The 21,978-nt window shown below is 65.3% G+C and carries 16 protein-coding genes and 1 tRNA gene; 3 read left to right on the forward strand and 14 right to left on the reverse strand.

What is annotated here, in order from left to right:
* Positions 1–175: 175 nt before the first annotated feature.
* Both H7007_RS09040 and H7007_RS09045 read left to right on the forward strand, forming a co-directional pair.
* Positions 176–1,798 (forward strand): hypothetical protein, encoded by a 1,623-nt coding sequence (locus tag H7007_RS09040; RefSeq protein WP_287154899.1) that lies wholly within the window; start codon positions 176–178, stop codon positions 1,796–1,798.
* Between the two features lie 146 nt (positions 1,799–1,944).
* Positions 1,945–3,360, forward strand: a complete 1,416-nt coding sequence (locus tag H7007_RS09045) for a hypothetical protein (protein WP_287154901.1) — start codon at positions 1,945–1,947, stop codon at positions 3,358–3,360.
* Positions 3,361–3,773: 413 nt separating this feature from the next.
* Here the strand turns inward: H7007_RS09045 and H7007_RS09050 are convergent, their stop codons facing one another.
* A complete protein-coding gene (locus H7007_RS09050) occupies positions 3,774–4,853 on the reverse strand; it encodes a hypothetical protein (RefSeq protein ID WP_287154902.1) in 1,080 nt (359 codons plus the stop codon).
* Positions 4,854–5,625: 772 nt separating this feature from the next.
* Between H7007_RS09050 and H7007_RS09055 the strand changes: the two genes are divergently transcribed.
* Complete coding sequence (locus tag H7007_RS09055) at positions 5,626–6,123, forward strand: hypothetical protein (protein ID WP_287154903.1); 498 nt, start codon at positions 5,626–5,628, stop codon at positions 6,121–6,123.
* 661 nt (positions 6,124–6,784) lie between these two features.
* On the opposite strand, the gene H7007_RS09060 is transcribed toward H7007_RS09055, so the two are convergent.
* The 13 genes from H7007_RS09060 to H7007_RS09120 form a co-directional block, all read right to left on the reverse strand.
* Positions 6,785–6,859, reverse strand: a tRNA-Val gene (locus H7007_RS09060).
* Between the two features lie 78 nt (positions 6,860–6,937).
* Positions 6,938–7,627 carry a response regulator gene (locus tag H7007_RS09065; RefSeq protein WP_287154904.1) on the reverse strand — a complete coding sequence of 230 codons (690 nt, stop codon included), beginning with the start codon at positions 7,625–7,627 and terminating at the stop codon, positions 6,938–6,940.
* Positions 7,628–7,815: 188 nt separating this feature from the next.
* Positions 7,816–8,664: a DUF166 domain-containing protein gene (locus H7007_RS09070; RefSeq protein WP_287154905.1), complete on the reverse strand. Its 849-nt coding sequence runs from the start codon at positions 8,662–8,664 to the stop codon at positions 7,816–7,818.
* 391 nt (positions 8,665–9,055) lie between these two features.
* Positions 9,056–11,164 (reverse strand): vitamin B12-dependent ribonucleotide reductase, encoded by a 2,109-nt coding sequence (locus H7007_RS09075; RefSeq protein ID WP_287154906.1) that lies wholly within the window; start codon positions 11,162–11,164, stop codon positions 9,056–9,058.
* A gap of 293 nt (positions 11,165–11,457) precedes the next feature.
* Positions 11,458–13,098, reverse strand: coding sequence for an FAD-binding oxidoreductase (locus tag H7007_RS09080; protein ID WP_287154907.1), 1,641 nt, complete (start codon positions 13,096–13,098; stop codon positions 11,458–11,460).
* Positions 13,099–13,216: 118 nt separating this feature from the next.
* Complete coding sequence (locus tag H7007_RS09085) at positions 13,217–14,167, reverse strand: HAMP domain-containing protein (protein ID WP_287154908.1); 951 nt, start codon at positions 14,165–14,167, stop codon at positions 13,217–13,219.
* 454 nt (positions 14,168–14,621) lie between these two features.
* Positions 14,622–15,665: a uroporphyrinogen decarboxylase/cobalamine-independent methonine synthase family protein gene (locus H7007_RS09090; RefSeq protein WP_287154909.1), complete on the reverse strand. Its 1,044-nt coding sequence runs from the start codon at positions 15,663–15,665 to the stop codon at positions 14,622–14,624.
* A 106-nt stretch (positions 15,666–15,771) separates the two neighbouring features.
* Positions 15,772–16,023, reverse strand: a complete 252-nt coding sequence (locus H7007_RS09095; protein ID WP_287154911.1) for a glutaredoxin family protein — start codon at positions 16,021–16,023, stop codon at positions 15,772–15,774.
* Between the two features lie 543 nt (positions 16,024–16,566).
* Entirely contained in the window at positions 16,567–17,286 is a 720-nt protein-coding gene (locus tag H7007_RS09100) for a Crp/Fnr family transcriptional regulator (RefSeq protein WP_287154912.1), read from the reverse strand.
* Between the two features lie 55 nt (positions 17,287–17,341).
* Positions 17,342–17,539 carry a 4Fe-4S binding protein gene (locus tag H7007_RS09105; RefSeq protein WP_287154913.1) on the reverse strand — a complete coding sequence of 66 codons (198 nt, stop codon included), beginning with the start codon at positions 17,537–17,539 and terminating at the stop codon, positions 17,342–17,344.
* 408 nt (positions 17,540–17,947) lie between these two features.
* A complete protein-coding gene (locus H7007_RS09110) occupies positions 17,948–19,207 on the reverse strand; it encodes an NAD(P)/FAD-dependent oxidoreductase (protein ID WP_287154914.1) in 1,260 nt (419 codons plus the stop codon).
* A gap of 84 nt (positions 19,208–19,291) precedes the next feature.
* Positions 19,292–20,074, reverse strand: coding sequence for a type 1 glutamine amidotransferase (locus H7007_RS09115; RefSeq protein ID WP_287154915.1), 783 nt, complete (start codon positions 20,072–20,074; stop codon positions 19,292–19,294).
* Positions 20,075–20,156: 82 nt separating this feature from the next.
* Positions 20,157–21,554: a MurT ligase domain-containing protein gene (locus H7007_RS09120; protein ID WP_287154917.1), complete on the reverse strand. Its 1,398-nt coding sequence runs from the start codon at positions 21,552–21,554 to the stop codon at positions 20,157–20,159.
* Positions 21,555–21,978: the final 424 nt, after the last annotated feature.

Consider the following 21,978-nt stretch of genomic DNA (forward strand, 5'->3'; position numbering starts at 1 on the left):
AGTGGTGTACCGCGAGTACGGGCGCAGGCCGCCGTTGGGAGGGAAGCGCGAAGGGCGGCGGGGGGAAGAGGTGGGGGATAATCCCCATGGCGGGCTTCGGAGCGGGGAAAGGGCCCGGAACGGCGCAGGCCGCCATGCCGGGCGGGGAGCCTGAGGCGGAAGGAAAGGAGAGGGGTTGGGAGAGATAAGGGCCGTACAGCTCCTTCCCTTCTTGCCCGCCGCCGGGCTGGCGGCGGCACTGCTGAGCGCGCTCCCCGTGAGGAGGCCCGCATGGAAATATATACCATCTATCTGGGCGCTTGCGGCCTCCTCCACGCTGCTCGTTTTGCTCTATCGCGGTTGGGAGAGGCATGTCGGCCCGGGACCCTTCGTCTGGGGATGGTGGGGGTTTGAGGCCGGGAGGCTGGCCTTCCTCGCCCTCTTGGCGGTCATCGGGCCCCTTTCCCTGTTCCTCCTCGCCGGAGGGGAGGCCGGTAAGGGGCGGAAGGGGAGGGTTCTCCGTACACTCGGCCACCTCTCCGTTGCCGGCGCCGTGGCCGCGGTGCTCGGAGAGCACCTGCTCCTCCTGGCCGTCGGTTGCGCCCTGGTCACCTGGTGCGCCGCCGGTGCCGTGCTGTTGGAGGGGCCAGGGGAGGAGAGGACGCGGTATCTGGCCGCACTTTTCCCCCTTATGGCTTCCGACCTCTGCCTGATGCTCTCCGTGCTCCTCATAAACGGTGCAGCGCCGAAAGCCTTATTCCATAATATCCCAGTCGCACCGGGAATCCGCTCCTCGGCCTTCCCGCTCCTTCTGGCCGCCGCGCTGCTGCGCCTCGGGGTATTTCCCCTCACCACCTGTCCGGCATTCCTCGCAGGGCGAGGGAAGGCTTTCCGGATTCCCTACCTCCAAGTGATCAACCCCGTCCTGGGGGCTTACCTCCTCTTCATGGCCGTGCGGGTGGTCTTCAACCCGGGCGGGGAATGGCTCTGGGCGATGATGGGAATCGGCGCCGCGGGGCTGGTTTCCTCCGCCCTTGCCCTGTTGCGCTCCATACCCCTGGGGGTGAGGAGGGGATGGCTGGCCAACTGCCTGGGCGCCGCCTTCACCTTCTCCCTCTCCTCAGGGGGACAGGGCGGCGCGGTGGCCGCCAGGCTGGTCCTCCTGGCCGGGATTCCGGCCCTCCTGCTGCTGGAGGCTTCTGACGGGGGGCGGCGCGGAGGGGCGAGAACCGTAGGCGGGGCGGCCATCCTCGGCCTCCCTCCTCTGGCCGGGTTCGCTTCCCTTTGGATGGCGGGAAGATCCCCGGCATACGGCCAGGGAGGTGCGATGGGGACGACATTCTTTCTGGGCTGGCCGGTCATGGTCCTGGCCTTCCTGGCGGGAGGAGCGGCGGCCCTCATCGCCGGCGGCGGAGAGGCCGACGGGGCGCCCCCATGGGTCTCCGCGGCAGTGGCCCTGCCCCTCTGCGCCTTCCTGGCGATTACGGGGATCTTCCCCGGCCGCGTCGCGGATATGCTCATGAGGGAGTACGGCCTGCCCTTGGAGTTCCCTTTTTCCTCCTGGAGTTCACTGGCCGGCGCATGCTTGCTGGTCCTGGGGGTCTTGGCCTTCCTGTGGTGGGCTAGGGGGCGGAGGGTGGCGGGGATGGCGGCGGTTGCCCTGACCTCCTGTGCCCCGGCCTCCACAGCGACGGCTCTTTTGCCGTGGCCTTTGGCTCCGCGTCGGCCGGGAAAGTCTCTGGTGCGTGCGGTCGTGGCCCTGGATCTGGCCGTGTTCCTGGGATGGTGGGGGATGTTCATCCTTTCCGTATTACGTTGACGCCCCTGGTGTGGATGCCGCGCTTTCGCGGCAGCGGAGGCGGCTCCGGGCGGTGGGTGAAGGCTCTCCCATCGGACGGGTCTCCTGCGGCTTCGCGGTGACCGGAAGGGACTGGGAGAGGAGTGGCGGCGGACCGGAGGTGATGCGTGGCTGAGGGCGTGTTCCGTGGGGTCTGGGTGACGGAAGCGGGCGGGGAGAGAGAGGCCAGGCTGCGTTTCCTGGCCGAGCGTGGGCTCCGGCTGCTCATGGCGGACGTGGATGCGGCAGGGCGGGAAGCCCTGCATTTCTTCGACCCCCGGGAGGGCAAGACCCTGCACCTGCTCTCCCCGGAAGGTGGCGGTTTGGTGGAGGCGGCATCGCGTTTCTTTCCCTCCGCCACGCGCTGGATGGAACTGCTTTACGGTCCGGAAGGAAGCAGGGGGGATCTCCTTGTGGAGAGGCAGGGGACGAGAGCGGAGGCGAAAACACACGGCGGCGGAGGGGTGGAGAGGGCGGCAAACGGGGAGGTCCTCTACTCGGAGGGTGGGTTGCTCCTGGAGGTGTCGGGTGGGCGCGTTCTCCGGGTGACGGAATGCCTCCGCCAAGCACCCTGTCTCTCCCTCAGGGGCGTCAGGGTGGGGAAAGAGGCGGAAAAGGTACGGGGGTCGCTGGGCTCGGACCTCCCGCTCCTGCTCTCCTTCCTTTTGGCCCTTGAGGATGCCCGCGGGTATGCGGTACCCGCATCGGCCCGGGCGGTGCGCGCGGCATTGCTGGAGCTCCTACGGATGCGTTCCCATTGTTCCTGGCTCTCCAGGGCGGCGGAGCTCTGCGGGCGTTTCCGGCTTTCCCGGCGGCTACGGGGGTGGGGCGAGGGAGTCGCCGAATTGGAAGATTCGCTGAGCGGCGGAGGTGGAGGAACGGCGGCGCTGGTCCCGGGAGGGGCGCGGCATGTCGAGAGAGGTCCGGTAGCCCGCGAAATATGGAATTATATGGAAGTTATTGCCCGGGAATGGGAGGAGCTGTCCCGGAGCCTTTCGGCCTTTTCCCCTCCACGCTGGGCGGAAGGGCGCCTGGCCGTACTTCCGCGGGAAGAAGGGAGGAGGAGGCGCGGAAAAGAGCTGGAATGCCGCGCAGCCCGCGGGGAGGGATGGGAAGCCTGGGTCGGGCCTCTCGCCAGGGCCCTGGGGGCGGCTCGCGACGCCCGGGCGGAGGATCAGGCGTTCCCGCGGCCTCCCGGCTGGTCTCCCCGCGCGGCTGCCGGGAGGAAGGGGACACTGCGGCGGATGGTGGAGGTCATGGCCGGAGAGGTGGCGGATTCCCTGGCCATCCTGGAGGCGCTGCTGCGGGAGCCCCCGGAAGGGCCCCGGGAGGCTCCTCTCGGAAGGCGGGGAAGCGGCCGGGGCTTCGGGCGCTGCGAGGGGCCGGGGGGAGAGACCTGCTGCCACCTGGCGCTGGAGAGGGGGCGTATCGAACATGCCGCTTTTTCGCTCCCCCTGGAGCTCAACCGTAGCGCCGCCTTTTGCCTGGAGGGTGCCTGGCTGGATGAGGCGGAGGAGCTCCTCCCCCTTCTCCTCATGGCTTGAGTTCCTCTGTTCCGGAGGGCCGCCAACCGCGGTCGGCCGGTGGGTAAGAGAGGCCGGGCCGTATGTCAAGGAGCCCACTCCCGGACTCTCCGACCCCTGGCCATGCGTCCGGCACGTGGCGCTCGGCCGGACTCAACATCGCCTCTTAAACCCTGGCCCCTGAAGCCAAGCACCGACCCCAAAATCCAAGCGGGAAAATCAGGCCAAACCCGACATATAACCGAATCGTCGACGCTGAGGCCGAATCATGTACCATAAACCCAGAAACTAAAGCTTCAGACCCGGACTTGAGCTCCCCGCGAAAACCCCAGATTATCGAGCAGGGTTCCGTTTGTTGAGAGATTCCTGGACCTCCGGGCCGCAACCGGACCCCACGCCCCGCCCTTTAATCCCGTCAGAGCCTGTCAAGCCCCTCAACCGGCAGGCGTGATACGCAGGAGCAGCGTGTTTCCCTCCATCCCGTAGGTGTAATCCGCCCGCTTCCCCGCGCATCCTTCCCACAGGGCTACAAGCCGCCCCACCGCCACCGTGGGCACGAAGGCGTTGGAGAGCTCCAGCTCCACGCCATCCCCCTTCACCTCGAGCCGGGACAGGAAACCCATCCCCCGCAGCGCGAGATAGGAACGCAGGCTCTTCAGGTCCCAGGAGAGCCCGTAATCCGGATGTCGTGCAAGCTTGGCGGAGAACCCCTCCCTCTCCGCCTCCACGAACAGGCCTCTCACCTCCGGGCCCAGTTCGAGCTCGAACTCGCGCAGGATGGCGTGGAGGGAGCGGTGGCCGTAGAAGATACAACGGTCCCCGGTCTCCCTTTCGGTTATCACTCCTCCCTGGAGGTCGAAGGAAAAGGACCGCCCCAGCTCCAGGGGTGCGCCGCAGCGCCGGCAGGATGGGAACATCTTTCCATCCTGGAGCGGTGAGGGGATGAATCTCTCCGACGCCAGGCGGCGGTAGGCGTCCTCGCCGCCCAGGGAGTCCTTCTTCCCGGGCACCAGTTCCCCCAAGTAGGCCTCCCCCTCCACCCGCGCGGTGAAGGACACCGGGAAGCCGTACATGACATCCAAACCTCCGAGGATGACCGCCGTGCAGTGGGCCAGGTGAAAGGGATCGCTGACCCTCACCGCCCCCTCCTTTCCCCGCCGGTGGGCGAGCAGCTCTATGCGGCCCATGCCGATGGAGCGGGTGAAAAGGATGAGCTTCCTCTGTGTGAGGCGGTAGAGAGGGGACCTGAAGAGCAGCCTCTGGGTCAGGGCGCGGGAGGAGAAGAGGTTCCTGGCGATCTCCGCGGCGGCGACCCTCCCGGCGATGTACACCATGCGGTTTATGGTGGGACCCAGTTGCCGCTCCAGCCTCTCGAAGACCCCGTTGTGGAAGGAGGCCTCGTAAACGCTGAAGTTGGCGCTCCCGTCGGCCCTGTTGGCGATGCAACCGTTCCTCCATTCATGGGTCCGGGAGATGATGAGGGGAACGCCGCAGGAAGGACATATTGTTTCCATGACCACGCTCCGTTAGTCCTTTTTGATGACCGCTGGGTAACATATTTATCGTTAACCGGCTGGCCATCCTTGAGAGCTTGGCGGCCCATCGAGGGGTTTACGGGCCTCTGGGAGACTCCCCTCTTGAGGGCAGATTCCTTCTCGAGGAACGGACTCGGTATCCAAAGCGCTACCGTCCCGGAAGACACCCCACCTTAGCCGTTACGGCAACCGCCTCGGGGTTTGAAAGAAATAGAATGGGCGAACCCTTCATCCCGGATGGAGGAGACAGTGACAGGGGAGGAGAGTGACGTGCCTCCAGCGCCGGGAATTCCCGGTCCGCCACGGCCGGAGCGAGGGTGAGCGAGGCGATGGGGGAGAGGGGGGTCAAACCGATGCAACCAGCCGGGAGGGGTTGCGGGATGCTTCCCGAGAGCCCTTTCGGGCATGAATAGGGTTGGGGGGTCACTCCGTCGACCTGACAAAACGAGCCTCTCTGCGGGAGGGAGTAGGTGAGCTCTTGATGACCGTCCCGAGGGAGACGGTACCGCATCCGACCCACGCGAAGGTCCTGTAAGGAAAAGGAAAAACCGCCGGGATCGTCTTCGAGCCGGCCGGGCCGTGCTCAAGGCTCTCCCGGAGGTTGGAATAAGGAAAGGAGGGTAGTAACATTTAAGGGGGCGTATGAGGACCGACGGGCGAAAGACGGAATCCCCTTGAAGTGACGTTTGGCGCGCCGGGGACGGGCCGGCATGTTTGCCGTGAGGCACCGGAATGGAAGGGGGGTCGGAGGATGCTCGGAAAATACGCGCGAGTGCTGGTAGCGGTGGCGGTCTTTCTCTTCCTCACCGTGATGCTCGCCGGGACGGCGGTCGCCGGCGGCGGGTTCGACGAGTTCGGCTACAATTACGGCGCCCGTCTCTTCGTGGGAAAGGCCGACGGGGTCGACAGGGTGCTGGACGGGAAGGTGTGGGGCGACCCCACCTATGCCAATGACAACCTGGTCATGAAGTGGTCCAAGGCCTGGGACGAAGCGCGCTTCCACGGAGCTCCCTGGAGCCCCGATGCCTGGTGCAGCAACGAGTGGAACGGCGCCGTCCCGGGGGGGAGCGGCGAGGTGTGGCACTATAAGATAATCTGGGTGGGGCCGGAACTCGAGAACAGTCCTTACTGGCGGGAGGGGGGTTATCCCGTCTGGGGCCAGTTCGAGGTCATCATGGACCAGGGTACGGCGGAGGGCGAGCACATCTGGTATGCCCACGCGGTGCCCTGCGGCTACGGGGGAAACTGAGGCGCCCGCCGGGATGGAGAGGGCAGCGAGATTGAACTGAGGCCGCTCGCAGAGGCCGGACCCGTCCCCGGCCATCCATCGCCCGGAGATGTTTATGGGGTCGTTGGCACCGCCGCTGCTTTTCCTCGCCAGCAGGTCGAGGAACCCTTCCAAGTCTATCCCCGACTTCCGGATCACCGAAGATGTTTTGCATCCGGTCCATATCCCGGCGCGCGACTTGACGCGGCTCACCCTAAGGGCGCGCGAGCAATCCCGCACCTGTCCCCGGCATCGGAAGCGAATCCATCTCTTAAGGAGGATCTCTGGGAGACGACGGTCGGCGGTCGACCTTGCAGCCGGTCCTCCCTGTGAGCCGAAACCCGACTTTTTCAAGGGCTGCGGTTGGTGTGCGACAGAGGATTCCCGGCACGCTTAGGAGTAACGATGTGACGGACATGGAGGATGAAAACGAGGTGATTGGTGCTCTCCATCCTGTATGCAAGGTGAAAAAGGGGGATTTCCCGACCGGAGGACGGGAAGAGAAAGCGCCTGCCCTTTCGCGGGTTCTGTACAGGAAAAAGCGTGAAGGATAGGCGGCGGCATTATCCGAAGAGTTGTCCGCCTCTTGACGGGTCCTCCGAGACGAGAAGGTCCGGGACCGCTCTTCCCGGACCTTTTGGTTTGGTGGGCGCTGGGGGATTTGAACCCTCGACCTCTGCCGTGTGAAGGCAGCGCTCTCCCGCTGAGCTAAGCGCCCGCCGCAGCCCATTATGTTATCAGAATTTCCTCGCGATTAGAAGGATGCATCTCGGTTCGATGCCGACCTTCCTGCTGCTCAGAAGAACTTGTAGCCCACGCCGGTGACCGTCTTGATGAACTCCGGGTTGGAGGAATCGCGTTCGATCTTCTTGCGCAGCCGGGCGATGTGGGTGTCGATGGTCCGGGAGATTCCCGGGTCGTCGTAACCCCACAGGGCCTTGACTATCTCCTTGCGCGAGAAGACCGTGCCCCGGTGGCTGGCCAGGAGCCACAGGAGGTCGAACTCCGTCTGGGTCAGCTCAACGGGCCGGTCGTCCACGGACACCTCCCGCCGCCGCCGGTCGATCTCCAGGCCGCCCACGGATATGTACTCCTCCTTTTCCGAGGAGTCCCGCACCATGTCCGCGCGGCGGAGGGCGGCCTTAACCCTGGCGATCAGCTCCGCTCCCTTGAAGGGCTTGGTGATGTAGTCGTCTCCGCCGATGGCCAGTCCGCTTACCAGGTCGGTAATGTCGTCCTTGGCGGTGAGGAAGAGGATGGGCGCCGCCGTCTCGTCGCGCAGGCGGCGGCACACCTCCATGCCGTCCACCTTGGGCATGATGATGTCCAGGATGATGAGGTCCGGATGTTCCTCGCGACATACGCGCAACGCCTCCTCCCCGTCCTCGGCGGTGAGCAACTCGTAGCCCTCCACCGCCAGGAGCTCGGAGATGAGCCTGCGGATATGCGGGTCGTCGTCGGCGATGAGGATCCTCTTGCCCGCCATGACCTTACCTCCCCGGCGATGACCGTCCGGACACTCCCAGCCCGGGACGTGCTTGATCCGGAGGGCATCCACCTCCTCGTTTACGTGCCAGCTTGCCGCCGGCGCGTTTCATTTCTTCCATACCATAAATATAATCGGTCGGTTGAGACCCCCTTTTGAGCCGGAGGTTGAGAGGTCCCGGCTGCCGTTCAGGCCGAGATGCGGGCCAGGGCCGGGGAGGAGGGAAGCTCCACCGTCACGCCCGCCTCGGCGAGCGCTTCCTGGACGGCCCGGTAGTGCATAAACCCGCCCATGTGCAGCACGGTCTCGCCCAGCTCGCGGTCCACTTGCATGGAGGCCACGCAGGGGAAACTGTGCCAGTATTTGGCGACCACTTCGGCCACCGAGGCGTCGAGCGGCGCGCCCTTGAGGTTGAAGGCCACGTAATAGGTGTTCCCGCATGGCGCGCTGCGCAGCACTCGGGCCTCCCGGATATAGCCGTCACCCAGCTCCAGGTGGAGGCGGGGGTAACCGATGCGGAAGTGTTCCATGAACTCGTCCACCGTGGGGTGGATGCCGGGCTGGAGGGAGCAGAAGGGCTTGGGAAACGCGCACCCCATGTCCAGCCGGCGGCAGGCTTTCCGCACCTCTCCCCTCACCCAGCGCGTCACCCATTCCGGCGCCTCCGATGGGGCGATGAGCACCCGGGAACCGGCGTGATGGGCCAGCTCGGGTAGGGCCAGGAGGACTTCCTGGTGCACGTTTATGGCCACCGTGGCCTCGTGGGGAGGTAGTTCGCCCCCCAATAACTCGGCAGGGTCGTCGAGGTAGTAGGGGAGCACGGAAGGGAGCTGGATGACGTCCGCGATGTCCGCGGTGAAGTCGATGCCATAGGTGTCCCGGCAGTGGTCGCACAGGGCTCCGCAGCCGTTGCAGTAGCCCTCCTCGTTCACCAGGTGGCGTATGAAACGCTCGGCGAAGGTGTCGTCAAAGGTGACGGAAAAGGGATCCGGCCGGGGCGGTATGGAGCCCCCGCAGTACACGATGAGCAGCTTCATCCCGTCACTTCCGTCCTTCGCTCCGGACCTCGGGGCTCCAGTTCGGCCGGTCTTGGCACCGGGATGGGGAGTGACCGGCCTTCCTGTCGACCCTCCGGTTCTTTACTCGCTTTGTTTCGGTCGTTTCAGTCCTGCGCGGTTCCGCGACATCCGGTCCCTTCCCATTCAGGAATGGGGAGGGGATGGGCCGTGCATCTCGCACCTTTCGCGGTAGGCCCTTTCCTTCACGAGACGGTTCAGGAAGGGTCCTCTCCAAAGCCTCTGTCCAGCTCAGAGGAAACGCTGTGGAGGGGATGGGTCCGCCTTCGTATTCCGATCCCACCACGGCAACGCCACGGCGGAGCTCGTCTTCTCCTTCACCGTCCCGCCTTTCCCCTCGGAGCTTTCATGTTTAGAAGAAGCAAAGGGGAGTGGGGCACCCGCCGGCGTACTCCGATTCTGCCATGGTGTAGTCCGGCCTCTCCATGAGCCTCATCATGGAGTCGCTTCCCAGGTAGAGGACCTGCTCCCGCTTGCTCCCGTAGCGGTAGACGGTTATCCCCTTGCATCCCAGGCGGTAGGCCAGGAGGTAGGCCTCCTCGATATCGTCGATGGAGGCGTCGGAAGGGAAGTTGATGGTCTTGGACACCGCGTTGTCGCAGTGCTTCTGGAAGACGGCCTGCATGCGCACGTGCCACTCCGGGGCGATGTCGAAGGCGGTGACGAAGACCCGTTTCACGTCCTCGGGGATGCCCTCCACGTAGTGGAGGGTGCCGCTGCGGGCGATGTCCATCATCAGGTCGTTCCCGTAGAAACCCCTCTCCCTGGCCACCTGCTCGAAGATGGGGTTGACCTCCATGAGCCGGGTGCCCTCGATGACGTTGCGCACGAAGGAGATGGCGAAGAGGGGCTCGATGCCCGAGGAGGTGCCGGCGATTATGCTGATGGTGCCGGTGGGGGCGATGGTCACCGTGGTGGCGTTGCGCATGGGGATGCCCCTCTTGTCCCAGACCGAGCCCGGGTAGTTGGGGAAGTTGCCCCGTTCTGCCGCCAGCTCGGAGCTGGCGCGGTGGGATTCCTCCTCCAGGATGGAGGCGATCTCCTCCGCCGCCTGCAGGCCCTCCTCGGAGTCGTAGGGGATGCCCATCATGAGCAAGGCGTCGGCGAAGCCCATGACCCCCAGGCCTATCTTGCGGTTCCCCTTGGTAACCCTCTCCGTCTCCTCCAGCGGCCAGCGGTTGACGTCGATGACGTCGTCCAGGAAGCGTACCGCGGTGCGGATGACCGAACGGAACCTCTCCCGGTCCAGCTTCCCGTCGCGCACCATGAGCTTGAGGTTGATGGAGCCCAGGTTGCAGCTCTCCCAGGGGAGCAGGGGCTGCTCCCCACAGGGGTTGGTGGACTCTATCTCCCCCAGGTGGGGCGTGGGGTTATGGCGGTTGATGGTGTCCAGGAAGATGAGCCCCGGGTCCCCCGTGCGCCAGGCCTGGGTGACGATGAGGTTGAAGACGTCGCGGGCGTGCAGGCTACCGGTCACCGCCCCGTTGCGCGGGTTGCGCAACAGGTACACCTCGTCCTTCTCCAGGGCCTCCATGAACTCGTCGGTGATGCCCACCGAGAGGTTGAAGTTGGAGAGGAAGCCCTCCTGGTCCTTGGCGGTGATGAAGTCCAGGATGTCCGGGTGGTCGCAGCGCAGGATGCCCATGTTGGCTCCCCGCCTGCGGCCTCCCTGCCGGATTATCTCCGTGGTCACGTCGAAGATGCGCATGAAGGAGACCGGGCCGGAGGCGATGCCCATGGTGGTCTGCACCACGTCCCCCTTGGGGCGCAGGCGGGAGAAGGAGAAGCCGGTCCCGCCTCCGGACTTGTGCACCAGGGCCATGTTCTTCACAGCGTCGAAGATGCCGGGGATGGAGTCCTCCACGGGGAGTACGAAGCAGGCGGAGAGCTGCCCCACCTCGGTGCCCGCGTTCATCAGGGTGGGAGAGTTGGGAAGAAATTCCAGGGAGACCATGAGGCGGTAGAACTCCTCCTCCCAGGCCGAGACGTCGGCCCCCGGGTCGTACAGCCTCTCCGCCTCGGCCACGGCACGGGCCACGCGCCGGAACATCTGGTCCGGTGTCTCCGCCACCTGGCCCCGCTCGTCCTTCAGGAGGTAGCGCTTCTTGAGCACGTTGACGGCGTTGATGGTCAGCTTGAGCTCGTCGCGGACCCCCAGGAAGTCCTTGGTGCGGCGGATCTCGGCCCTCTTCTCCCGGTAGAGGATGTAAGCCTTGGCCGTGCGGGGAAGGCCCCTCTCGATGAGGGTCTCCTCCACCAGGTCCTGCACTTCCTCCACGGTGGGGATATCGCCGACATAGCGCTCCTCGAGCTTGACGGCTACCTCGTCGGCCAGGGATTCGGCCCGGGAAGGATCCCCCTCGCCCACCGCTTCCAGGGCTTTACGCACCGCGGCGGCGATCTTCACCTTCTCGAAGGGCACCACGGAGCCGTCCCGCTTGCGGATCCTGTCCAGGGGCATGGTCGCTCTCCTTCCTCTTTCTGTCCGCTCTTTCTGTCCGGCCGGCCGGCGTGATCGGTACCTTTCTTCACCCATAGATTGTACCCGCACCTGGTGACCGTATACACGGTCTTGTACCCGATCGGAGACCGGGCAGCGGGACGAGGCGGGTCACGGGACCAGGCTCCGCCTCCGCGACCTTTAGGGTGTGGGGGAAGGCCGTTCTCCCCAGCTTGAGGGACCGTGCCGGAGGGGGGAAGGCATGCGGGTGGGTCGCGGGAGCGGAAGCGTGGGAAGAGGCGGATGGTGACCGCTCAGGGCGGAGGGCCCTCGTCAGTCCAGCGCAAGAGCTCGCTCAGCCGCTCGAAGCGCTTGACCTTCTCCGGATCGACCCCGGTGGTATCGAAATCTCGCTCCGCGGTGTAGAGGCCGGTGTCCGCCGCCCCGCAGGGGTCGAGGGCGGCCGAGATACCTTTCTGCCAGCGGTTGAAGTTTCCAGCCAGCGGACTCAGCGCTTTGCGCACCTCCGGGCTGAGGACGGAAAGGGGGGTCATGCAGCGTTCGATGGCCTCCAGGGTGGAGGCGAAGGCGATGGGTTTCAGGGCCTGCAGGCTCTTCTCCTCGTGCACGCTGTACATGTGTACCACCTCGCAGTGGGCCCAGGTGTTGTTCTCGTAGGGGACGAAATAGGGGTTCTCCGCCCCGTCGTCGAGGATGGCCCCCCTCTCTATCCAGGGCCTCTTCACCTCGGCGATGGCCTCGGACCACGGCATCTGGGAGTCCAGGGCATCGTTCCCGTCCAGGTTGGTGCAGAAGGTGCCCCCGAGGCGGAAGGCGGCGGGGATCAGGCTTGCGCGGATGAGGTTGAGGGGAAGGAGGGGGCCCAGTGGTGGATGCTGCATGTCCAGGATGATGCCCTCGTGCCCGTGGACGATCTCCCTCAACACCGCCTCCTGGTACTCCAATTCCGGCATGGAATCCCCCGCCAGGAGCACGGTGAACGGATACCGGAGCGCCTCGTAGGCGATGGCTCGAAGGTTCTTCGTGCGCATTATCTTGCGATAGAGCTTGGGTGTCATGGCCATGGGGAAGGAGGCCAGGCTTACGCGCAGGCACAGGTAGCCGATCTCCGCTTCCCCCAGGGCGTACATGGCCTCGGCGAAGTCGTGCGTCCGGTGGAAGACGCAGCCGTAGAAGCGCAGGTTGGGCGGCTGTTCGACCACGGAGTCGAAGACGGTACCCTCTGCCCGGAGCGATGGGGGCCCCGGCCAGTTGAAGAGTTTGAGGGCGCATTTGGTAAATATACCCAGGCCGCCGAAGGCCCCGGAGGCTCCACGCATTATGCCCCGTAGGGAGGGTCCGGGGCCGTCGCCCGTGAACCAACCCAGTCCCGAGCCGGGAGAGCCAAGCCGCAGCAGTTCCCCGTCGGGCAGCACCCATTCCACACCCAGCAGGTTGCGCGGGCTGTAGCTCATGTAGATGCCGTCGTGTCCCACCCCGTGCATGGAGGTGGCGCTGGCCAGTGGGGAGCACACCGGTCCCGCCCCGATGAGGTGGGTGTTAAGGCCGCGCTTCATGGCCTCGGCCTGGAGCTGGGCCCCGCTCACGCACGGTTCCACCACCGCGATCATGTTCTTCTCGTCGATGTCCAGGATGCGGTCCATGCGGCGCAGGTCCACCTGCACCACTCCCACGGCGGTGGGACCGGCATGCACTCCCCATCCCGTGCACAAGGCCTTGAACCTCAGCCCGTGCCGGTTACAGACCCTCACCACCGCCCGCACCTCGTCCGTGGATCCGGGCAGAACCACCGCCTCCGGCCGCGGGGTCCACAGCGCGGGGTCCTCGTTGAGGAAGGGCTGCCAGGCATAGGTGTCGAGCACCGCGGGCTCGCGGGAGGCGTTCTCCTCACCCACCGCCACCTGCAGCTCCCTGAAAGCGTCGTCGGGAATCATGTACGCCTCTCATCTTCCCCTGGACCCGTTTTATTCGGCGTCTTGGGCTGGTTCCCAAGCCCGCCCCCTTCGCCGGAGGCGGCGAGGAGCGGTCAGGCGGGTTGGCGGTCGGCCAACCCTACTCGCCCTTCATCGCCGCGGCGAAGGTCCTCCGGATGCTCTCCAGCATCTCCCGGAAGGCGCGCTCCAGGATGGAGAAATCCCCTCCCTCCTGGACCTGTATCTCGACGTCGAGGTCCCCCTCCATCACCCTCTCCGCCGACTTTGCCAGGCGCTCCAGGGGCATGGTTATCCTCTTGCGTATGAGCCAGCTGAGGACGAAGAAGCTCACGAAGATGACCGCCAAGACGGAGAGGCCCACCACCGTCCCCAGCGTGAGGAGGAGGTGGCGCCGCTCCTGGTCATAGTAGCCCTTTACCGCGGACACCTCGTCGGCGAAAGGTTTGAAGCCCAGGTATCCGGCGACGTAACCGAGCTGCGGGTCCTCTATCTTCCTGGTGATGGCCAGATATTCCCCCTGCAGCCCCAGTTCGGGGATTCCTTCTTCGCGGTACACGTAAGGCTTCCCGGCGAGCAGGCTTTCGGCGATGTCCGGTGGTATCTTCCAATGGTATATCAGGTCCTCGCGGTTGCAGGCGAAGATGAGTGGCTCCGGGACCCTGAAATCCGAACTGGAGATGACGATGATCATGTGGAGGTTGACCCCCATGGGGTTGGTGTTCGCCAGCTCCCCCAGGTAATCGCTGATTTTCCTTTGTGACTCGCTGAGCTGCTCCTGCAGGAGGGCGGCGGCGATCCTCGCCGTTCCCTCCTGGCGGACGTAAACCATGAACTCCGCCATCCTCTGCTGCATGGTGTAGAAGAAGAAGGAGGAGACGTCCTCGGCGCTCTCGTCCAGCAGCTTGTCCACGCTCTTTTCAATGAGGCGGTCCTGGGAGGCCCGCACGCTTAAGAAGATGGCCAGACCGGAAATGACCATCACCACCACCAGGAGGGCGGTGATCTCCCAGAGGATCCTGGACCGGGCGGCCAACGCTTTCCTGCCCTCAATGTTCTTCGCGGTTGCCATACTCGCCTCACTCCTTCCTCAGGGATCAATCCCGCAAAGCCCTGGATTCCGGATGGGGATGTCTTGCCAACGCTCCCACCTCGTCCGCCCCACCCGGAAGAAGGCGAATCCTCCCCTCGCCTGCTTTCCGCCTCTCCCTCGGGCTGGATGGCGCTTCCCTCCAGCCCCTGGATTCCGGATGGGGATGTCTTGCCAACGCTCCCACCTCGTCCGCCCCACCGACCGGGTAGGCGTTCTTTATTTTTCTCGGCCCCACTTCACTCTTACTGAAGTACTCACCCGCCCGCGAAGTACGGGGCGGACGCGCCCTCGGGCTTCGCGGAGATCCTATGCCCGTGACGCCGGGAGCCTCTGGTAACTATGCCGTTAATTCCCCCGTCCGGTATGCTGCTGCGCTTCAGGCCGGCATCCCGAGGGCGGCCTTGCGGGACCGGTGGCACGGGTTTTCCGCGCCTCAATCGACGAGAAGTTCTCGTACCTCTTGGAGCAGCGAGAAGGCCTTCTCCACGCTGTAAGTGAGGTCCGGGTTGACCAGGCAGCATGTCGCGGGGGTGAGCATGGAGCGTCGGCGCAGCATCGAGGGTTCCAGGCCCTCATCTTCCAGTCTTTTCCAGATGGCGAGCAGTTTCTCCGCCAAGCTCCGGGGGTCCTCGCCCTCCAAAAGGGAGGTGTGGGTGGGCACGATGCCCCAAGCCACCGAGCCCCCACTGCGGAAAAGGGCGGCCAAGCCGCTCCTGTAACCCTCGAGGATCTCCCGGTTGTTGTAGGCGTCCAGGGAGAGGAGGTCGAGATCGGAGCGGAGGAGGAAGTCCCAGTCCGGGTTCCCGCACAGGTGTACGCCGCGAGGTCCCTGCAGCAAGGAGAGGAAAAGGGCGAGGTCGGCGCGGGCGTTCTCCGCGGCGTAGCCGGTTATGCCCGTGAAGAGGAACTCCAGGCCGGGCTCGTCCACCCACACGAAGGAACGCGGGTTTATCTCCCGCAGGTCGTGGAGGTGGCGGTTCACCCGGCAGGCCACGTGCCGGATGAGCAGTTCCCTGACCTCATCCCGGTAGATGACCGGCTTGTTCTCCCCGTCCTTGACCATGAGGGCCAGGGATATGGGGCCCATGAACTGCCCCCTCAAGGCAGTGTGTTTCGCCGAGGCGCGCGCCAGGAATCCGGCGTAGGTCAGCGATTCTCCGGGGTCAACGGCGAAGAGGTCGTCCATAGGGTCGAGTCCCAGATATTCCTCCAGGCCGGCCAGGAAGAGTTCCTCGTCGAAGAGGATGCGCAGCCCCTCGTGGTCCACCACCGCTCCGGGGAATCCGCGAACCGTCTGCACGTAGGTGTCCTCGGAATAGGAGAGGTTGGGCAACTGGGGCCAGAAGGGTATGTCCAGGGAGAAGGCCAGGTCCAGGGCCTTCTCGGGGTCCCGGTGAGGGAGGATGCCCATAGCCGTGGTCGGAAGCGGGATGTCGAACTCCGGGAGCCGTCCCGCCCCTGTGTCTTCCCCGTTCATCTCCGAGAGTCTCGCTCCTCGAGGGTACGCGGTTCCCGCCGGGGCGCCCCGCTTCGCCGCTTACCGGAAGCCTCCGCGCAAAGAGGCCCGGAGGACGGTTTCGACCTCATCCGGCCAGGATGCCGGCGTCCACCAGGGCCTTGCGGTAGGCGCCGCGGTCGAATCCCACCACTATGGTGTTCTCCACCTCCATGACCGGCACCCCCATCTGGCCGCTCTTCTCCACCATCTCCCGGGCCGCCTCCTCGTCCTCGGAGACGTCCACCACGGTGAACTCGACCCCTTCCTTTTCCAGGAAGTCCTTGGCCATGCGGCAGTAGGGGCAGGTGGGAGTGGAATACAGTTTGACCTCCGGCATGCGAATCCTCCTCGAATCTCGCCGTCATCCCGCGTTTCAACAACTTATCCTAAACGCTCACCCGTGGCTGTCGCCATGACCCGCGTCAGCCCGCAACTCTCTTAGCGGCTCCAGGTTCGCGCAAGGGCGAGTGTTTGACCAATCTCTTGCCGGCGACGGCTTCCGCCCAAGCCCTGCGTACAATCACAAGCACAGACCTTCACCGGGCTCCATAAACACTTCCGGGGGCATTGGCCACTAGCTCCTCCTTGGAACCTCCACTGCAGTTGCAAAAGCCCGCGGAGGGGCTTGCGGGCGGCGTGGATTCCCTCCCCCAAAGGAAGAGATATTCCCTTACGCGCCCGCTTGAGCCTGCCCCGGGGCGAGGCCCCGCTGCTGTCCACGGACGGGATCCCGGTGGCCTTTCTGAGAAAGTCCTCCTTTCCGGCGTGCTTGTGCGCGTTCTCCAGAGATACGGCGGGGAAAAGGATAGACTGAAGCCTCCTCCGGCTGGCGTTCCCGGAAATGCCATCTTGCCCCTTTTACCCGCTCCGGGCCTTGGGGTCAGCGTCTGGCGCAGCCCTCGGTGACCATCTCCTCCAGCCTGGCGCGGTCGCGGAGGACGATCTTTCCTTTCCCCGTCTCCACGAGGCCCATCTTCTTGAGGTTGGAGAGCACGCGGATGGTGGTCTCCACCGTCGTGGCGGCCATCTCCGCGATGTCCTGGCGGGTGAGGGGCAGGTCTATGCTCACCCCCTCCTTTCCGGCCACACCGGCCTTACGGGCCAGCATGAGCAGCACGCGGGCGATGCGCCATTCCACCCGTTCCATGGCCAGGGCACGTATGGTGTTCTGCGCCTCGCGCAGGCGGGCGCCCAGCTCGGTGATTATCTCCAGCGCCAGGTCCGGATTGTCCCTGAGGAAGGTGAAGAAGTCGCTGCGGGAGATGGAAAGGACCTCCACATCCTCCAAGGCCTGGGCGGTCATGGGATAGGGCTGTCCGTCGAAGACGGCCTCCTCACCGAAGATCTCGCCGGGATAGACCATCTCCACGATCATCTCCCGGCCATCGTCGGTTTGCTTGAGGAGTTTCACCTCTCCCTTGACCAGCACGTAGAGGCTGCGGGGCGGGTCACACTCGAGGAAGATGTAATCCCCTTTGGAGAAGTTCTCCCTGGCGCACAGCGAGTAGAGGCGGTCGAGTTCCTCCGCTTCCAGGAACTCGAACATGGGGATCTTCCAGAAGATGTTTACCTTGGGGTCGCCCCCCTGTCCCTCCGCCATGCATCCCCCCAGATGAAAAAGGGGAGCCTATGCTCCCCCGCCGCCGTATAGGCGCTTATTCCATGGTTATGGCCTCGGAAGGGCACTCCTCGGAGCAGGTCCCGCATCCGTCGCAGTCCTCCGGGCGCGCCACGTAGGCCACGTCGTCGTCGTTGAGCTCCAGCACGTCGTTGGGGCACTCGTCGACGCAGAGCCCGCACCCCGTGCACTCATCCTGGTCGATGACCGGCCTCTTGTCGCTTGGCTCTCCCATGAAATACTCCTCCTTTTCCGACTTTTCCACCCAGGGGCTTAAATCCCTCATATTCTATAGCACAGTACTACGGGGTAGGCAACATGAACCTTTCACCCCGCGGTGATTGTTGATTTTCCCGATGGAGGCCATAAAAATCGAACAGACGGCAAAGGGGATTTCGGATCTTGCTCAGCCTCGGGCAAAAGCGACCTTTGCCTCACGCCCCTTTGCCGGGGACGATTTACGACGGCGGGTCGCGCCGTTTATTCCAATGGCAGTTTGGGCGGTGAGCCAGCATCGATCACTTGACGACTCCGCATGGTCTCCTCGTCACGCAGTGGCGGCGGGAAACTTTGCGCAGGAAACCCGGTCGTGGGTACGTGGAAGCCGATTCCGTTCCCCACACGGATGAAAGGCCCATGGGGCTCATGGATTGTTGGCATCTTTTGCCAGTTGTCGCAGGTCGAAACCCGGCAGGAAGAGCCGGTCGCGCCAGGCGGAGAGATCGACTCCCCGGCGGATGAGTTCTTCCGCAGCACGGGCCTCGCCGATCTCCCCGATGAAGGTGGCCCCCACCAGTATGCCCTCGCGGAGCACGAGCTTGCGGTACTTGCCATCCCTGGGGTAATCGCCGGTGAGCACCTCGTACTCCTCGTTCTCCGGCGGCAGGTCCAGGCCTATGCAGGCCACCGGGAGGCCGTAGATGACGATGACGTTGTAGGGGACCACCCCCTCCAGGACCGCTTCGCCTCCGCTCATGTTGACGGCGGCGATCTCCCCCTGACGTTGGGCATTAAGCCAGGAGGTGACGATGCGGTGTTCCCCGGAACTCCGATCCAGGGCCTGAGCGGCGTCTCCGGCGGCGTATATGTCGGGGAGGTTGGACCGTAGGCGATCGTCCACCAGGATGCCCCGGTCGGTCTCCAGGCCGCTGCCCTCCAGGAACTCCAGGTTGGAGACCACGCCGATGGCCACGCCGAGGAGGCCCGCCGGGAGCTCCCGTCCGGAGGTGGTGCGCACCGCTTTCATCCGCCCTTCCTCCCCAATGACCTCCTCGATCCCCTCCTCCTTGAGGAGCTCGATGCCCTTGGACTCCAGGACCCTCTCCACCAGACGGGAGCCCTCCGCGTCGAGCATCTGGGGCCAGAAACGGTCCTCGCGGATGAGGTAGCGTGTGCGCAGGCCCATCTCGTTGAAGGCCCGGGCCATCTCCACGCCCAGAAGCCCACCGCCCAGGGCCACGGCGGAATCGGCCTCCTTCCCGCGGCGGATGATGTCCTCGGCCTGCTCCAGGGTGCGCAGGTAGACCACCCCGTCGAGCTCACTGCCGGGGACGTCGAGCTTTCGGGGGCGCGCCCCGCAGGCCAGGAGCAGGCGGTCGTAGGGGAGGGCCTCTCCCGACTCGAGGAGCATCGTCTTCTCCCCGGCCCGGACCTCGACGACCGTCCTGCCCCCCAGGAAGCGGATGCCGTTCTCGGCGTAGAAATCATCCCTCACCACGAAGACCGAATCGCGGTCGCGCCAACCGCTTATGTAGTCGGGGAGGCGCATGCGGTAGTAACAGGGGAGAGGCTCGCGGTCGACGACCGTTATCTCCCCCTGGGGGTCGTGCTTGCGCAGGGTCTGGGCCGCCCGCAACCCCGCCCCTCCGTTGCCCACGATCACGTAACGCATCTCGGCTTCCATCCCTTCTCGTTCCTTTCTCCCTAGCCCTTCCTTTAAAACGGCTCCTCAACGGCCCCGGGCCTTACCGGAGCCTCGAGCGTATTTTTATCTTCCAGATCCGCGGATAGCCCTCCACAGTAAGCCGCTATCCCGGCGGATGAGGGAGAGGGCGGCGCGGTGGGCGGCCTCCTCCAGGGAGTCGTCCAGCGGTGGAAGGCCCTCCAGGTCGTGACGGCGGCGAAGGGCACGCAGGATGAGCCAGTCGGCCAGGCGCGGGTTCTTGGGCAGGAGTGAACCGTGGAGGTAGGTCCCGATGGCGTTGCGGTACACGCATCCCTCCGTCCCGTCCTCCCCGTTGTTACCGTGGCCGAAGATGACCTGCCCCAGGGGCCGGCAGCCCGGTCCCAGCCGGGTGCGCCCGGAGTGGTTCTCGAAGCCCACCAGGGTCCCCTCCGCGCCCTCCAGGGTGCACCTCACGGCCACGTTGCCTATGAAACGGGTGTCCCCTCCCACCGTCTCCACGTCGAAGAGCCCGATGCCGGGCAGGAGTTCCCCGGTCCAGGTGAGGAAGCTCCTCCCCAGCAGCTGGTAACCGCCGCAGATGGAGAGCAGAGCGGCGCCCTCCTCCACCGCCTGGCGCAGGGCGGCCCCCTTCTCCGCGGAGATGTCTTCGCAGACCAGCATCTGTTCCCGGTCCTGGCCTCCCCCGATGAAGAAGAGGTCGAAGTCCCCGGGATCCAGAGGGTCACCCAGGGTGAGGCGGCTCACCTCCACCCGTATGCCCCGCCAGGCACAGCGGCGCTCCAGAGCGATGACGTTCCCCCGATCACCGTATATGTTCATCAGCTCGGGGTAGAGGTGGCAGAGGCGCAGGGTAAGCCCCTTCATGCCTGCTTCACCTCCTCGAGTACGCACCGCCAGGCACAGCGGCGCTCCAGAGCGATGACGTTCCCCCGATCACCGTATATGTTCAAGAGCTTCCCCCTTCCCACAGCCCGGGGGCCGCGCCCATCCGGGTCAGGATGCGGCGCAGCTCCAGGGTGGCGGTGTAGGTGGTGAGGGCATAGACCGTCTCCCCCTCCCGGGCGTGGGCGAGGGCCGCCCGCAGGGCCTCCCTCAGGTCGCCGCGCACCTCTATACGCGCCGCGTCCATGCCCGCGTATTTCATGCGCAGCGCCATGTCGAAGGCCCGCGTCCCGGCGGCCACCAGCACGCGGGGAAGGGGGGCCAACTCCTCGAAGTCCACGTCCCAGATCCAGGATACGTCCCGGCCGTCGGCGATGCGGTCGTTGAGGGCGGCCAGGACCACCAGGTCCTTCCCCTCGCCCCGCACGGTGCGGATGACCTCGTTGAACCCGGTGGGGTTCTTGGAGAGGACCAGGAATATGTCCCGGCCCTCCAACGGGATGCGTTCGCCCCGCCCGAAGGCGGTGACGTATCCCCGCACCCCGCGCTCTACCTCCTCCCTCCCCAGTCCCAGCAGCAGCGCCCCTCCCAGGGCGGCCAGCAGGTTGTGAACGTTGTACAGGCCGGGGATGGGGAGGGAGAGGGAGGCCCGCCAGGAGGGGGTGGAGACGGTGACCGAGGTGCCCTCCGTCCCCCTGAGCTCCACGCGGGTGGCGGAGAAATGGGGGAAGGGCCTGGCGGTACCGCAACGAGGGCAGGAATATTTTCCCATGTGGCCGAAGAAGTGAGCCGTGAATGCCAGGGGCGCCCCGCACACCCGGCAGTGCTTGGAATCGGCGGCGTGGCGCAGCACCTTTTCCGCCGCTTCCTCGGATTCTATCCCGTAATAGCGTATGGAGGCCGGGGAGTCCTTTCCCAGGGAGGCAACAAGGGGGTCGTCAGCGTTGAGGAGGACGACGCTCCCGGGCTCCAGCTCCCGCAGGGCCCCGTCCATCTTGCCGGCCAGGGTTTCCAGCTCCCCGTAACGATCGAGCTGGTCCCGGAAGAGATTGGTAACTATTACCATACGAGGGCGAAGGCGTCTTACCGCCGCCGGGAGAGTGGCCTCGTCCACCTCGAAGAGGCCGATGTCGCCTCGCGGTTCGCCGCGCAGGTCGGAGGACTGGGCGAGGGCAGCGGTGATGCCGGTGATGAGGTTGGCCCCCACCCGGTTGTGCACCGGGCGCAGGCCGGCCTCGCGGAGCATGGACGCCAGGAGATTGGAGGTGGTGGTCTTGCCGTTGGTCCCGGTGACCAGCACGCAACCCCTCTCCAGGCGTGAGGCCATATCCTCAAGGGCACGGGGATACAGGCGCAGGACCACCCGGCCCGGGAAGTTGGAGCCCGCCCCCAGGCCCAGCCGCCGGGATAGGGCGGTGGCCGCCTTTCCCGCGGCCACGGCGGCGACAAGCCTCGTCCTCATGGGTCTATTGTAAGGGTCCGCGGCGGCTGCCGCACCCGGCATCGCCTATCCGATCCTCACCCGGCCCGATCTTGAACCGCGGCGGTCTTCGGGGAACGGTCGTTTGTCTAGAAGGCGGCGGGATATGCTCCGTTATGGAGGATGGTTGACGGGAAGCTCTGGCGACCCGCAGGGGCTTGGCCATGCAATGGAAGGTATACGGACATGCGGGACCCGTCGAGGAGTTCCGCCGGAGTACACCCGGGAGGTAAGGTCATCCAGATGCCGAGAGTGATAGGGGGCGGCGCGCCTCACCGGCGCTGCGCGCCGGCGGGAGGTGGCCGACCTGCGGGTGAAAAGCGGATAGAGTATGGCGGTGAGACCCTCGACCGGCCCGATGTCTATAGTCGGAGCCGACGCTTCAAGGTTTGAGAAGTTCTCCTGG

Source organism: Candidatus Solincola tengchongensis, assembly GCF_015711935.1.
Classification (GTDB): domain Bacteria; phylum Actinomycetota; class Geothermincolia; order Geothermincolales; family RBG-13-55-18; genus Solincola_A; species Solincola_A tengchongensis.

Bases quoted from the DNA above. Each gene is read 5' to 3' on its own strand.
- H7007_RS09050 (WP_287154902.1), bottom strand. From the start codon at position 4,853: ATGGAAACAATATGTCCTTCCTGCGGCGTTCCCCTCATCATCTCCCGG.
- H7007_RS09055 (WP_287154903.1), top strand. From the start codon at position 5,626: ATGCTCGGAAAATACGCGCGAGTGCTGGTAGCGGTGGCGGTCTTTCTC.
- H7007_RS09065 (WP_287154904.1), bottom strand. From the start codon at position 7,627: ATGGCGGGCAAGAGGATCCTCATCGCCGACGACGACCCGCATATCCGC.
- H7007_RS09070 (WP_287154905.1), bottom strand. From the start codon at position 8,664: ATGAAGCTGCTCATCGTGTACTGCGGGGGCTCCATACCGCCCCGGCCG.
- H7007_RS09075 (WP_287154906.1), bottom strand. From the start codon at position 11,164: ATGCCCCTGGACAGGATCCGCAAGCGGGACGGCTCCGTGGTGCCCTTC.
- H7007_RS09080 (WP_287154907.1), bottom strand. From the start codon at position 13,098: ATGATTCCCGACGACGCTTTCAGGGAGCTGCAGGTGGCGGTGGGTGAG.
- H7007_RS09085 (WP_287154908.1), bottom strand. From the start codon at position 14,167: ATGGCAACCGCGAAGAACATTGAGGGCAGGAAAGCGTTGGCCGCCCGG.
- H7007_RS09090 (WP_287154909.1), bottom strand. From the start codon at position 15,665: ATGAACGGGGAAGACACAGGGGCGGGACGGCTCCCGGAGTTCGACATC.
- H7007_RS09095 (WP_287154911.1), bottom strand. From the start codon at position 16,023: ATGCCGGAGGTCAAACTGTATTCCACTCCCACCTGCCCCTACTGCCGC.
- H7007_RS09100 (WP_287154912.1), bottom strand. From the start codon at position 17,286: ATGGCGGAGGGACAGGGGGGCGACCCCAAGGTAAACATCTTCTGGAAG.
- H7007_RS09105 (WP_287154913.1), bottom strand. From the start codon at position 17,539: ATGGGAGAGCCAAGCGACAAGAGGCCGGTCATCGACCAGGATGAGTGC.
- H7007_RS09110 (WP_287154914.1), bottom strand. From the start codon at position 19,207: ATGGAAGCCGAGATGCGTTACGTGATCGTGGGCAACGGAGGGGCGGGG.
- H7007_RS09115 (WP_287154915.1), bottom strand. From the start codon at position 20,074: ATGAAGGGGCTTACCCTGCGCCTCTGCCACCTCTACCCCGAGCTGATG.
- H7007_RS09120 (WP_287154917.1), bottom strand. From the start codon at position 21,554: ATGAGGACGAGGCTTGTCGCCGCCGTGGCCGCGGGAAAGGCGGCCACC.